14 protein-coding genes and 1 tRNA gene are annotated in these 13378 nt (G+C 37.6%); 9 read left to right on the top strand and 6 right to left on the bottom strand.

The window, feature by feature from the left end; genetic code table 11:
- Positions 1-38: 38 nt before the first annotated feature.
- From rpsA to yciH, 6 genes are all read left to right on the top strand, one after another.
- Positions 39-1688, top strand: coding sequence for a 30S ribosomal protein S1 (rpsA, locus tag FEE42_RS02970; protein ID WP_077587061.1), 1650 nt, complete (start codon positions 39-41; stop codon positions 1686-1688).
- 137 nt (positions 1689-1825) lie between these two features.
- Positions 1826-2110 (top strand): integration host factor subunit beta, encoded by a 285-nt coding sequence (locus FEE42_RS02965; RefSeq protein WP_059366533.1) that lies wholly within the window; start codon positions 1826-1828, stop codon positions 2108-2110.
- 85 nt (positions 2111-2195) lie between these two features.
- The gene (locus FEE42_RS02960; protein ID WP_059366530.1) at positions 2196-2495 is read left to right on the top strand and encodes a LapA family protein; all 300 of its coding nucleotides are present in this window, start codon (positions 2196-2198) and stop codon (positions 2493-2495) included.
- Positions 2495-3685, top strand: a complete 1191-nt coding sequence (gene lapB, locus FEE42_RS02955; protein ID WP_164027681.1) for a lipopolysaccharide assembly protein LapB — start codon at positions 2495-2497, stop codon at positions 3683-3685. The genes FEE42_RS02960 and lapB overlap by 1 nt, the downstream gene beginning before the upstream one ends.
- Before the next feature lie 12 nt (positions 3686-3697).
- Positions 3698-4393 carry an orotidine-5'-phosphate decarboxylase gene (pyrF, locus tag FEE42_RS02950; protein WP_059366526.1) on the top strand — a complete coding sequence of 232 codons (696 nt, stop codon included), beginning with the start codon at positions 3698-3700 and terminating at the stop codon, positions 4391-4393.
- Between the two features lie 2 nt (positions 4394-4395).
- Complete coding sequence (yciH, locus tag FEE42_RS02945) at positions 4396-4716, top strand: stress response translation initiation inhibitor YciH (RefSeq protein ID WP_059366525.1); 321 nt, start codon at positions 4396-4398, stop codon at positions 4714-4716.
- A gap of 51 nt (positions 4717-4767) precedes the next feature.
- On the opposite strand, the gene FEE42_RS02940 is transcribed toward yciH, so the two are convergent.
- Genes FEE42_RS02940 through ettA form a run of 3 tightly spaced genes read right to left on the bottom strand, consistent with a single transcriptional unit; the run spans position 4768 to position 7408 of the window.
- Complete coding sequence (locus FEE42_RS02940) at positions 4768-5109, bottom strand: SirB2 family protein (RefSeq protein ID WP_164027680.1); 342 nt, start codon at positions 5107-5109, stop codon at positions 4768-4770.
- Between the two features lie 27 nt (positions 5110-5136).
- Complete coding sequence (locus FEE42_RS02935; RefSeq protein ID WP_059366521.1) at positions 5137-5682, bottom strand: hypothetical protein; 546 nt, start codon at positions 5680-5682, stop codon at positions 5137-5139.
- Between the two features lie 55 nt (positions 5683-5737).
- Positions 5738-7408, bottom strand: coding sequence for an energy-dependent translational throttle protein EttA (gene ettA, locus FEE42_RS02930; RefSeq protein WP_164027679.1), 1671 nt, complete (start codon positions 7406-7408; stop codon positions 5738-5740).
- A gap of 341 nt (positions 7409-7749) precedes the next feature.
- Here ettA and zevA point away from each other — a divergent pair, with 341 nt between their 5' ends.
- Both zevA and zevB read left to right on the top strand, forming a co-directional pair.
- Entirely contained in the window at positions 7750-8370 is a 621-nt protein-coding gene (gene zevA, locus FEE42_RS02925) for a zinc transporter binding subunit ZevA (RefSeq protein WP_059366510.1), read from the top strand.
- Between the two features lie 8 nt (positions 8371-8378).
- A complete protein-coding gene (gene zevB / locus FEE42_RS02920) occupies positions 8379-9350 on the top strand; it encodes a zinc transporter permease subunit ZevB (protein WP_164027678.1) in 972 nt (323 codons plus the stop codon).
- A 103-nt stretch (positions 9351-9453) separates the two neighbouring features.
- Here the strand turns inward: zevB and FEE42_RS02915 are convergent.
- Positions 9454-9529, bottom strand: a tRNA-Asn gene (locus tag FEE42_RS02915).
- A gap of 400 nt (positions 9530-9929) precedes the next feature.
- Here FEE42_RS02915 and uvrB point away from each other — a divergent pair.
- Positions 9930-11966, top strand: coding sequence for an excinuclease ABC subunit UvrB (gene uvrB / locus FEE42_RS02910; RefSeq protein WP_164027677.1), 2037 nt, complete (start codon positions 9930-9932; stop codon positions 11964-11966).
- Positions 11967-11981: 15 nt separating this feature from the next.
- Here the strand turns inward: uvrB and FEE42_RS13020 are convergent, their stop codons facing one another.
- Together FEE42_RS13020 and FEE42_RS02900 are read right to left on the bottom strand one after the other, a co-directional pair.
- The gene (locus tag FEE42_RS13020) at positions 11982-12329 is read right to left on the bottom strand and encodes an AzlD domain-containing protein (protein WP_164027676.1); all 348 of its coding nucleotides are present in this window, start codon (positions 12327-12329) and stop codon (positions 11982-11984) included.
- Positions 12326-13015: an AzlC family ABC transporter permease gene (locus FEE42_RS02900; RefSeq protein WP_164027675.1), complete on the bottom strand. Its 690-nt coding sequence runs from the start codon at positions 13013-13015 to the stop codon at positions 12326-12328. Before FEE42_RS02900 ends, FEE42_RS13020 begins: the two co-directional genes overlap by 4 nt.
- Between the last annotated feature and the right edge of the window lie 363 nt (positions 13016-13378).

Below are 13378 nucleotides of genomic sequence, written 5' to 3'. Positions count from 1 at the left end.
AATGTGGATGTTATTAACTTTTAAAGAAGATTATTTATATGTCAGAATCTTTTGCTCAACTCTTTGAAGAATCATTAAAAGGCCTTGAAACCCGTCAAGGTTCAATCGTTAGCGGTACTGTAGTAGCTATTCAAAAAGGTTTCGTCCTTGTTGATGCCGGTTTAAAATCCGAATCTGCAATTCCCGTTGCTGAGTTCCTAAATGCACAAGGTGAACTTGAAGTTCAAGTCGGCGATACGGTGAATGTTGCATTAGATGCAGTTGAAGATGGTTTCGGTGAAACTAAGCTTTCTCGTGAGAAAGCGGTTCGTCACGAATCTTGGATTGAATTAGAAAAAGCTTATGAAGAAAAAGCGACTGTTATCGGTTTAATCAACGGTAAAGTAAAAGGCGGTTTCACAGTTGAGCTAAACGGTGTTCGTGCATTCTTACCTGGTTCTTTAGTTGATACTCGCCCTGCTCGTGATGCGGATCACTTATTAGGTAAAGAATTAGAATTCAAAGTGATCAAATTAGATCAAAAACGTAATAACGTTGTGGTTTCTCGTCGCGCAGTGATTGAGTCAGAAAATAGCCAAGAACGTGAACAAGTGTTAGAAAACCTTGTTGAAGGTTCGGAAGTTAAAGGTATTGTTAAAAACTTAACTGATTACGGTGCGTTCGTTGATTTAGGCGGTGTTGATGGTTTACTTCATATCACGGATATGGCTTGGAAACGTGTTAAACACCCAAGCGAAATCGTGAATGTCGGTGATGAAGTAACCGTTAAAGTATTGAAGTTTGATAAGGATCGTACTCGTGTGTCTTTAGGCTTAAAACAATTAGGTCAAGATCCATGGGTTGCTATCGCTGAAAATCATCCGGTAAACAGCAAATTAACCGGTAAAGTAACTAACCTAACTGACTATGGCTGTTTTGTTGAGATCTTAGATGGTGTTGAAGGCTTAGTTCACGTTTCTGAAATGGATTGGACTAACAAAAACATTCATCCGTCTAAAGTGGTTAGCTTAGGCGATGTTGTTGAAGTCATGGTATTAGAAATTGACGAAGAACGTCGTCGTATTTCTTTAGGCTTAAAACAATGTAAACCTAACCCGTGGACTCAATTTGCTGAAACTCACAATAAAGGCGACAAAGTAACCGGTAAAATTAAATCTATCACTGATTTCGGTATCTTTATCGGTCTTGAAGGTGGAATCGATGGTTTAGTTCATTTATCTGATATTTCTTGGAATGTATCAGGTGAAGAAGCGGTTCGTAACTACAAAAAAGGTGACGAAGTTTCTGCAGTAGTATTAGCAGTAGATGCAGTTAAAGAGCGTATTTCTTTAGGTATCAAACAACTTGAAGAAGATCCGTTTAATAACTTCATCGCAATCAATAAGAAGGGTGCGGTAGTTTCTGCAACTGTGGTTGAAGCTGATGCAAAAGGCGCTAAAGTAGAATTAGTAGGCGGAGCTGAAGGTTATATTCGTGCGGCAGATCTTACTGATGAAGTGGCGGCAGGTGATGTCGTTGAAGCGAAATACACCGGTGTAGATCGTAAAGCCCGTATTGTTCATTTATCTGTAAAAGCAAAAGCTCAAGCTGAAGAAGCTGCGGCAGTTGCAAGCGTGAATAACAAACAAGAAGAAGTTGCTATTCCGAATGCAATGGCTGAAGCGTTTAAAGCAGCTAAAGGTGAATAATTAATTTATTCTGTCAGGCTGGGTTTGTCCCAGCCTTCTTTTTTCTTCAAGTTTTATTGATAATTCATATGGTAAATGAATTATCAATAAAACTTGTTGTCATAAGCATACTAAATTAGAAATAAAGGAGAAATATGATGACCAAATCAGAACTTATTGAAAATTTATCTGCTAAACATCCTTCTTTACCTGTAAAAGAAATTGAAGCTATTGTGAAAGATATTTTAGAACTTATTGCACAATCGTTGGAAGAAGCGAACCGCATAGAAATTCGGGGATTTGGAAGTTTTTCTCTTCATTATCGTCAGCCCCGCCTCGGTAGAAACCCGAAGACAGGCGATTCTGTGAAATTAGATGCTAAATGTGTACCTCATTTTAAGGCGGGTAAAGAACTGAGAGAACGTGTAGATATATTCTCTTAGAAATAGATGAAATAGCGACACTTAGGTGTCGTTTTTCATTAGAAACTTTGGCATAATAAAGAAAACGTTTTCTAAAGGATCTTGTATGATTAAATACATTTTAGGATTTATAATTACTTTAGCCATCGTGCTTGTAGCAGTTACAATTGGTGCGAATAATGATCAAATAATTACGTTCAATTATATTTTTGCAGAAAGTCAGTTCCAACTTTCAACACTTGTTGCTATTTTGTTTGGTTTAGGATTAATTTTAGGATGGCTTATTACTGGTTTCTTCTACTTAAAATTGAAACTAAAAAATATGTCTCTTAGCCGTCAAATTAAACGTCAAACTTTACAAATTAATGAATTAACAAGCATTCGTGATAAGGCTAAGGCAGAATAATGCTTGAGTTGCTCTTTCTGCTTTTGCCTATCGCTGCTGCTTATGGTTGGTATATGGGGCAGCGTAGTGCTAAGAAAGATCAGGAAGGTATTAGTAATAAACTCTCCCGTGATTATGTTACGGGAGTCAATTTTTTGCTTTCTAATCAAACTGATAAAGCAGTAGATTTGTTTTTGGATATATTACAAAAGCAAGAGGCTGAAAATGATATAGAAAGTCGTTCACAATTTGAAGCCGAATTAACTCTTGGTAACTTATTCCGTTCTCGAGGAGAAGTTGATCGGGCGTTACGTATTCATCAGGCTCTTGATCGTAGTCCTAATTATTCTTTTGAGCAAAAACTTCTTGCTAAACAACAGCTGGCACGTGATTTTATGACTATCGGTTTTCTTGATCGTGCAGAAAATCTTTATATTTTATTGGTCGATGAACCGGAATTTGCTGAAAACGCATTACAACAACTTTTGTTAATTTATCAAAAAACAAAAGAGTGGAAAAAAGCGGTGAATATTGCCGAAAAATTAGCAAAAATTCATCCTAAAGCTAATAATGTTGAATTAGCTCAATGTTATTGTGAATATACTCAAAGTTTGAGTACTGAAAGTGCGGTCGAAAAACGTCGAATTTTACAAAAAGCGCTACAAATTTCTTCAAGCTGTGTTAGAGCTTCAATATTGTTAGCAGATTTAGATATTGAAGAAAGAGCTTATCAACAAGCAATTAAGACATTAGAAAATGTACTTTATCAAAACGCTGATTATATTGGAGAAGTTTTACCCACTTTAGAATATTGTCATAAAGAATTAAATCAGCTTGATAATTTTGAATTATTTTTAATCCGGGCAGGGCAAGTAACTAAGAATGATGAGGTTGATTTAGCACTTGCAAAATTAATTGAAGAAAAAGATGGAAAATCGTCGGCACAAGCTAATCTTTACCAACGATTAACGAAAAATCCAAGCACACTTATTTTCCATCGTTTTATCCAATATCAAATTGATGATGCAGAAGAAGGCCGAGGAAAAGAAAGCCTGGTTTTGCTTCACAAAATGGTAGGGGAACGTATCAAACAGAGCGCAGTTTATCGCTGCTCAAATTGTGGTTATCAACTTCATAAACTACTTTGGAATTGCCCGTCTTGCCGTCATTGGGAAACGATTAAACCATTATCCGCACAAGAACATCATTAAAGAGGAAAATTTATGACTAGCAAAGTTATTGTTGCACTTGATTACGAAACAGAAGCAGAAGCGCTTGCGTTAGTTGATCAAATTGATCCAAGTTTATGCCGTTTAAAAGTCGGCAAAGAAATGTTTACCACGTTGGGAACGAATTTTGTAAAACAACTACATCAACGTAATTTTGACGTTTTCCTTGATTTAAAATTCCACGATATTCCGAATACTGTGGCTAGAGCAGTGCGTTCTGCCGCCGATTTAGGCGTATGGATGGTGGATGTTCACGCTAGTGGCGGTTTAAAAATGATGGAAGAAGCGAAAAAAATTCTTGAGCCTTATGGTAAAGATGCGCCACTTTTGATTGCCGTAACTGTTTTAACCAGTATGGAAGATTTGGATTTACTTCAAATTGGTATTAATGCTTCACCGATGGAACAGGTATTACGCCTTGCACATTTAACGCAGCGTGCAGGATTAGACGGCGTAGTTTGCTCACCGCAAGAAGTGGAAATTTTACGTAATAGCTGTGGTGCCGATTTCAAATTAATTACCCCCGGAATTCGTCCGATTGGTGCTGATTTTGGCGATCAACGTCGTGTAATGACGCCGGCCGCGGCAATTAAATCCGGTTCTGATTATTTAGTGATTGGTCGCCCGATTACACAAGCTGAAAATCCGGCGGAAGTGCTTCATTCTATTAACGCTTCTATTGCACCATAATTATGTCCGAATCTGTTTTAGTTTATTCCACTGAAAGTGGGCGAATTAAAGAAGAAAAAGCTCAACCATCAAGACCTAAGGGGGATGGTATTGTGCGTATTCAACGACAAACCAGCGGTCGAAAAGGTGCCGCTGTTTCTGTCATTACCGGATTAGATTTATTGGATGAAGAATTGAAAAAACTTGCTACGGAACTCAAGAAACGCTGTGGTACAGGCGGTTCTGTAAAGGGCGGTGATATTGAAATCCAAGGTGAAAAAAGAGAGTTGCTCAAACGATTACTGGAAGAAAAAGGTTTCACCGTGAAGATAGTAGGCGGTTAGAAAAATAAAAATCCATCTTTAAAGATGGATTTTTTATATCTCAATCTCAACTTAATGGAGATAAGCAATGAGAATCGCACCAATAAAGCTTATGAGAGAAAGCAGTAGAAATATTGGATTGGCTTTTACTACTTTTCTGCCAAAGAATTTTGCTGAAAAGATAACGTACAAAATGAGCAGACAGAGTTTAGCAATAAGCCAAGTTTCCAATTCAAAAGGCAATAGGAAAAATATGATTGCTCCGCTTATAATTAAAAGCGTATCTGCTAAGTGCGGTAAAATTTTTAACAGTTTTATGGCTCGCCAATCTTTCCCACTTAATTGCATTATGCCGCGAACAATTAAAAGCCCTAAACTTAAAAATGCACAGAAAACGTGCAAAGAAATTAACATAATCACTCCTAAATAAACACTCTATTTCTATTTGATTTCATAAAGAGTAACACCACACTCACGATTGGTGCTTATTGGTGCAACTTCATAGTCTTTACCGGCTTCAGGAATAAAGGTGATAGTATTTCCTTTACAGCCCTTTCCTTTGATAATAGTAGTAATTTTTTCCGTTGTTGTGTAATGCGTATGAGTGCTGTCCAGTGGAATAATTTCATTGGTTACTTGCACTTCGGTGTTAGCCGGAATAACAAATTCTTTAAAAAAGATGCCAGATAAGAATTTTGAATGTGCAGATGGATTTTTACTTAATAGTGTTTCCGGCATTCCAATACTCTCGTTTCCTTTAGCGCCAACCATTGAACTAAATGCTTGTGCTAAACCGCCTCCAATAGTCACTTTTTCTTTTTTACCATCGATATTGACTGTTAGAAAAGATGGTCGTCCGTTTTGTCCGTATAAACGAATTCTGGCATCTTTTGTGACATCATAAGGGGTATTTTGATTAGAGAGCTCGGTTGAAACACAGGCTGTCGCTCCCAATGCTATGATTGAAATGAGTAATAATTTTTTCATTTTGACTCCTGAAATTATAAAGTGCGGTTAAAATTAACCGCACTTTTCTTGCCTTTTATTTTGCAATACGTTTATATTTCATTCTGTGTGGCTGCAATGCCTCTGTGCCAAAGGTTTTCTTTTTCCACTCTTCGTAGTCGGAGAAGTTGCCTTCGTAGAAGGTGACTTTGCCTTCATCGCCATAGTCTAAAATATGGGTTGCAATACGGTCTAGGAACCAACGGTCATGGGAGATCACCATTGCACAACCCGGGAATTCCAAGATTGCATTTTCTAATGCACGCAAGGTTTCTACATCAAGATCATTAGTCGGTTCATCCAGTAAGAGCACGTTGCCGCCTGCTTGTAATAATTTAGCTAAATGTAAACGCCCACGCTCACCACCGGAGAGTTCGCCAACCCGTTTTTGTTGATCAACACCTTTGAAATTGAAGCGTCCTACATAAGCACGGCTTGGAATTTCAAAATTACCGATGGTGAGAATATCTTGTCCGTTTGATACTTCTTCCCACACGGTTTTTTTATCATCCATGGCATCACGGAATTGATCTACGGAGGCGAGAACAACGGTTTCTCCCATTGTAATAGAGCCGCTATCAGGTTTTTCCTGACCTGAAAGCATACGGAATAGAGTAGATTTACCCGCCCCGTTAGCCCCGATGATCCCTACAATCGCACCTTTCGGAATGGAGAAAGAAAGGTCATCAATTAGGGTACGATCTCCGTAAGATTTAGTGAGATTTTGTACTTCGATCACTTTATCACCTAAACGTGGACCCGGTGGAATAAAGAGTTCATTGGTCTCATTACGTTTTTGATATTCACCTGAATTGAGTTCCTCAAAACGTGCCATACGTGCTTTGCTTTTCGCCTGGCGGCCTTTCGGATTTTGGCGAACCCATTCCAATTCTTTCTCAATAGATTTTTGACGAGCCGATTCCGCCGCTTGCTCTTGGGCTAGGCGTTTTTCTTTTTGCTCCAACCAAGAGGAGTAGTTACCTTCCCACGGAATTCCCTCACCACGGTCAAGCTCTAAAATCCAACCGGCCACATTGTCTAGGAAATAGCGGTCGTGGGTAATTGCTACTACCGTACCTTCATAGTCGTGTAAGAAACGCTCCAACCACGCCACTGATTCTGCATCTAGGTGGTTAGTCGGCTCGTCGAGTAATAGCATATCCGGCTTTTCAAGCAACAGGCGACAAAGTGCGACACGGCGGCGTTCACCACCCGACAAATGCTCAATTTTTGCGTCCCAATCAGGTAAACGTAATGCATCGGCGGCACGCTCTAGCTGATTATCTAAATTATGTCCGTCTTGTGCTTGAATGATTGCTTCCAACTCGGCTTGTTCTGCTGCGAGTTTATCAAAATCCGCATCAGGATCGGCATAAAGGGCATAAACTTCATCAAGACGAGTAAGCGCATTTTTAACTTCAGAGACGGCCTCTTCCACGGCTTCACGCACGGTTTGTTGCGGTTCTAACTTTGGCTCTTGTGGAAGATAGCCAATTTTAATGCCCGGTTGTGGACGTGCTTCTCCTTCGATCTCCTTATCAATCCCGGCCATAATGCGGAGTAGAGTGGATTTACCCGCCCCGTTTAAGCCAAGAACCCCAATTTTCGCACCGGGAAAAAAACTTAGGGAAATATCTTTTAAAATATGCCGTTTAGGTGGAACAACCTTCCCGACACGATGCATGGTATAAACAAATTGTGATGACATAATCGTTCTTTCTCACTGGTTAAAAAAGTGCGGTCATTTTACTTGATGTTTAGCAAATAAGCTAATGAGAAGGCAAAAAAAACCACCCGATTTGGGTGGTAGGAAAGTAGTTTAGCTATATATTTATGATTATTTTATTTAGGAACTTTATGAATATCAAGCAATCACTTGACGAGGTGCATAGTACATAAAACCTCTTGAAAAATAAAATTCAATCTTCTTGTTTATTGATGTAAGTCAATAAATTTCGATGAGTTATTAATTTTTGATTATAAAGTAAACGTTTTTTAGAATTTTTTTGTCTATGCTAGAATAAACGAATTTTTTAGATGAGGGCTAATATGAAAAGACTATTACTACTTTCTTTATTTTATACCGATACGGTATTTGCTCATCCTCATGCTTTTATTGAAATGCAAAGTAAACCGTTGATTGAACAAAATCAATTAATTGGCTTTTCGATGAAATGGACATTGGATGAGCCAAGTTCTTCAGCGATTCTGTATGATATGAAGCAGGTGCGGAGTGAGGTTGAGCAACAAAAATTGATCGATGATGTGATGAATAATGTGGTGAACGAACATTATTTTAGTTATTTTTTTGATAAAAATAACAACAAAATTAAATATAAAAAACAAATACAAAATTATGGTGTAAATAAGAAAGAGGCAAAAGTTCAATACTATTTTGATTTTTTATTGGCACAACCTCAGCGATTAAAGAATAACGAATTTACGCTGATGACTTACGATCGGACTTATTATGTTTCTATGTATTATCCGGAGGAAAAAAGTGCGGTCGATTTTTCTGCACTTCCGGAAAACTGTAAAGGGGAAATCATTGAGCCAAATGTGGATGAGAAAATACGATTCTATGCCTCATCGCTCGATAAAACTCGGAAGGATGAGGATGATTCTCTCGGTATGCTTTTTGCACAGAAAATAAAAATTTGGTGTGAGTAGGTGTAGCTATGAAGTCTGTTTTTCCATTTAAATGGTTGATTGCATTACTTGCCGTATTTATTGGTATTTTTTGGTTGTTACCTTGGCTTTTTATGAAAACCATAGGGTGGCAGCAGATGTTTAACCGATTGATATCTGAAAATCTTCACGCTATTCAGCAACATTCTACTTCGGCAGGCGTGTTATTAATTACAGTAAGTTTTCTATATGGTGTATTGCATGCGCTTGGGCCGGGCCATGGCAAATTTATTATTGCAAGCTATTTATCTACGCATGAAAGTGAACTAAAACAAAGTGTGAAATTAAGCTTACTTTCCTCACTTATGCAGGGGATCGTGGCAATTACTGCAACCTCTATTATTGTGGTGATTCTAAATCTCTCCTCTCGCTATTTCAAATTAAGCCAATTATGGTTGGAACGTAGTGCGTTAATTTTATTACTCGGGCTTGGGATTTATTGGATTTATCAAGGAACGAGAAAATCAGCAAAAGCCTTTCGTATTAAATCCGTTCGGCTGACTCATTTGCCGTTACAAAGTGCGGTCAAAATTAACCGCACTTTTAAAGCGGATTGTGGCTGTGGACATCAACATTTACCGAATGCGGTTCAATTAAAACAAGCCAATAGTTGGAAAAGCCAATTTCTTGTGATTATGAGTATTGGTTTACGCCCTTGTACAGGGGCAATTTTTGTGCTTTTCCTTGCTTATATGACGAATCTTTTCATTTGGGGGATTTTTGCTACGTTAGCGATGTCAATCGGCACTGGGCTGACGCTTTCCCTTTTTGCTATTTTGGTGCGTTATGCTAAGAATATAGCAATACAACTAGGGAAATGGTACGGGGCGAAAGCATTAAATCGATATAGCGGACAAATAGTAAAAATCGTTGCGGGTAGCATGATGATTTTCTTTGCGTTAACGTTACTTTACGGCACAACCCTTGAATCGATTGGTGGCGTAGTATTGTTTGGAAGGTAAAAGATAAAAATAAAACCCATCAAAATGATGGGTTTAACATCTTTTGGTTGCTAATTTAGAATTCGTAAAAGGAGACAAACAAATCCTAAACCAAAAGAGAAATTGGCTCCTCCTGCTGGACTTGAACCAGCGACATATGGATTAACAGTCCACCGTTCTACCGACTGAACTAAGGAGGAATAAATTCTGTATCACAGTGAATCGGAGGCGCATTTTAATGATCGAGTAATAGTTTGTCAACGGGTAAAATAAAAAAATTCAAAAAAATTTTAACGTATTTTTCTATCCACAAAGACTGTGGATAACTTTGTGGATTAAAATAAAATAAGATCCGGTAATGCTGATAAATACTGGGATTGTACAATGCGGGACAGTAATTGATTGCAAAATGACGTTTCCTTATTTATCAATTAGTTAAGTAAAGTCCAGCAAAAAATATAAAAAAAGTTTTCAATTTTGTGAGGTTTTTCTCTTGACATCGCTAACACTGTGTAAAACTTACCTTTTTCACTCTATATGGAGTAATAAATATGCTAGAATAGCGCCAATAAAAACTTATCCAATTTTAACCGCACTTTTATGGCAGAAAAAATTAACAGTAAACCTTTTATTCTTCATTCCGATTTCAACCCTTCCGGTGATCAGCCTCAAGCCATTGAAAAACTCGCTGAAAATTTAGATGACGGGCTTGCCCACCAAACCCTTCTTGGGGTAACTGGATCGGGTAAAACTTTTACTATCGCCAATGTGATCGCAAAACTTAATCGTCCGGCGATGTTACTTGCACCAAATAAAACCCTTGCCGCCCAGCTTTATGCAGAAATGAAGGCTTTTTTCCCTGAAAATGCGGTGGAATATTTCGTTTCTTACTATGATTATTATCAACCTGAAGCCTATGTGCCAAGTAGTGACACTTTTATTGAAAAAGATGCCTCCATTAATGATCAAATCGAACAAATGCGTCTTTCCGCAACCAAATCTTTTTTGGAGCGCCGTGATACGATTGTAGTGGCTTCGGTTTCTGCTATTTACGGTTTGGGTGATCCGAATAGTTATTTAAAAATGATGTTGCATTTGCAACAAGGTGCGATTATTGATCAACGCCAAATTCTTGCCAAATTGGCAGAATTGCAATACACGCGTAATGATCAAGCCTTTCAGCGGGGAACATTTCGTGTGCGTGGTGAAATTATTGATATTTTTCCTGCAGAATCTGACGATATTGCCGTCCGTATTGAATTATTTGATGATGAAATTGAACGATTAAGTTTGTTTGATCCGCTGACCGGGCATCATTTAGGTGCGGTGCCACGCTATACGGTGTATCCGAAAACCCACTATGTTACGCCACGTGAACGCATTTTAGATGCCATCGAAAAAATCAAAGCAGAGTTGATACAACGCCGTGAATATTTCATCAAAGAAAATAAATTGCTGGAAGAACAGCGCATTAGTCAGCGAACAATGTTCGATATTGAAATGATGAATGAATTGGGCTATTGCTCCGGCATTGAAAATTACTCGCGCTATCTTTCCGGTCGGAATGAGGGTGAACCGCCACCGACATTGTTCGATTATATGCCCTCTGATGCTATTTTGATTATTGATGAATCCCACGTGACCGTCCCACAAATCGGTGGAATGTATCGTGGCGACCGTTCACGCAAAGAAACGTTGGTAGAGTATGGTTTCCGTTTGCCTTCAGCCTTAGATAACCGCCCGTTGCGTTTTGAAGAATTTGAACGCCTTGCGCCGCAAACTATTTATGTTTCCGCTACACCGGGGCCTTATGAATTAGAAAAATCCGGCGATGAAATTATCGACCAAGTGGTGCGTCCGACAGGCTTGCTTGATCCGGAAATTGAAATTCGCCCCGTTGCTATTCAGGTGGACGACTTGCTTTCCGAAGCACGCCAAAGAGCGGATAGAAATGAGCGTGTTTTAGTGACGACCCTTACCAAAAAAATGGCGGAAGATCTCACGGATTATCTGGATGAGCACGGTATTCGGGTGCGTTATCTCCATTCGGATATTGACACTGTTGAACGGGTGGAAATCATCCGTGATTTACGTTTAGGTGAATTTGATGTACTGGTTGGCATTAACTTATTACGTGAGGGTTTGGATATTCCGGAAGTTTCACTTGTGGCAATTTTAGACTCGGATAAAGAAGGTTTCTTGCGTTCTGAACGTTCGCTTATTCAAACCATTGGCCGTGCAGCACGTAATCTGAAAGGAAAAGCGATTTTATATGCCGATAGCATTACCAAATCCATGGAAAAAGCTATCACGGAAACCAACCGCCGCCGTGAAAAACAAATGAAGTATAATGAAGATCACGGTATTGTTCCTCAAGCCTTAAATAAAAAAGTGGGCGAATTACTGGATATTGGTCAAGGTGTAACGAATAGAGGGAAAGGTAAATCACGTGGAAAAACGGTGGCAGAACCGACCGCACTTTATAACGCACCGAAAAATGCCAAAGAATATCAGCAACAGGTCAAAAAACTGGAACAGCAAATGTACAAATTTGCTCAAGATTTGGAATTTGAAAAAGCAGCCGCTATTCGGGATCAACTCCACCAATTAAGAGAACAATTTGTGATGAGCGAATAAGGGAAAATAGCCGTGTTATATCGGGAAGTAATATAGTATTACACTGTATAATGTTAATGTGATGATAAAACTAGGTATTATTTTCTTTGTGACAATAGTCATGATGAATGTCCCTAACAATAAAAATAATATAATGACAGTTTTCAGACTAAAATCATTGATTATATTTACTATATCCTTCCCGGAAAACGCACTGTTAAAGACAATGATTCCAATCATTGCTTGGGCACTATAACTTATTGATTTATAGATAAATCCCTCTTTATTATTTAGATGTTTATTTTCTTTTAGAAAAAAAGGGGATATTCTAAAGATAAAAATAGTTATTGCTGAGAAAAGAATTAAAAAGAGAATGTTTGTCATTTTTTCTTACCAATATAATCAAAAGCAGCTAATGAAATACCAATTAAAAATGGTGCGATAATCATTGTATATTCTTTAAATAAGAATAGAAATATAGGTGCCAATAATAATCCTATCCAATACGCACTAATATCAAGATAGTCCGGCCAATGTTTTGCTGCTAAAGCGGTAAATTGTAATGGCAAAACAATTTTCACTATTTCATAAAATAGAGGCGAGCTAATCTCTGAGCCGGTATAGTAGCCAATAAGTGTTGATAAAACAGATACCAAGTAAATGGGTAACCCTACACCTAAGAAGTATAAAAAATAGTTTTCTTCCCTATTTTTAAATCTAGAAATGCAGGCTGAAAAAACAGATGGAACAATCAAAATGCTTGATAAAAAAATGTTTTTATATGAAATATTTTTAAAATAGCCGGATAACGCTGATGACATTAAAATAAATCTAGAGTTTAGCGCTAAAATTATTGGAATTAGAGATATTCCTGAACTATAGCTTTGGATAAGAAGAAATTGTAATGGGGTTGAAAATATAAAAATACTTGTTGCTATTACCTCAAATAAACTTAAGCCTTGACTAGCACCTAAAGATCCAATAGGGACATATAGAAAAATAAAAGCTAACCCAAAAGATATTGAATCTTTTAGCCCGGCATTAAATGATTTATTTGAAAATAATTTCATTAGATATATCTCGCTTGTTCTATATTAAAAATCGTTTTCTCGGTGCTTTACTTATTAAAGAGCTAAAAGTCTTTTTAAGGTACTTCAATAGTCATGCTTGATTATTAACATTATTTTCACAGCTAAATAATAAAATATTGCGCTCGCTATCAGATTAACAAATCTAAAATTTCTATATCACTCTTAGATTGGGTTTAAACTACTATAATAGATGAAGAAAAAATTTTAAATCTGTTTGTTAATGGGATGTTAAACTTGTGAGTTAGATCACAATTTTTAAGATGATTATTGGAAGGAAATGTTTAGAGAGATTTATACTTATTCAAGATTTATCGCAGTTATGTTACAAAAGGGCAAGTAAAC

Origin of the sequence: Rodentibacter caecimuris, from assembly GCF_010587025.1 — a bacterium.
Taxonomy (GTDB): Bacteria; Pseudomonadota; Gammaproteobacteria; order Enterobacterales; family Pasteurellaceae; genus Rodentibacter; species Rodentibacter caecimuris.
Note: the sequence above shows the minus strand (reverse complement) of the source record. Positions and strands in the feature narration are given on the sequence as shown.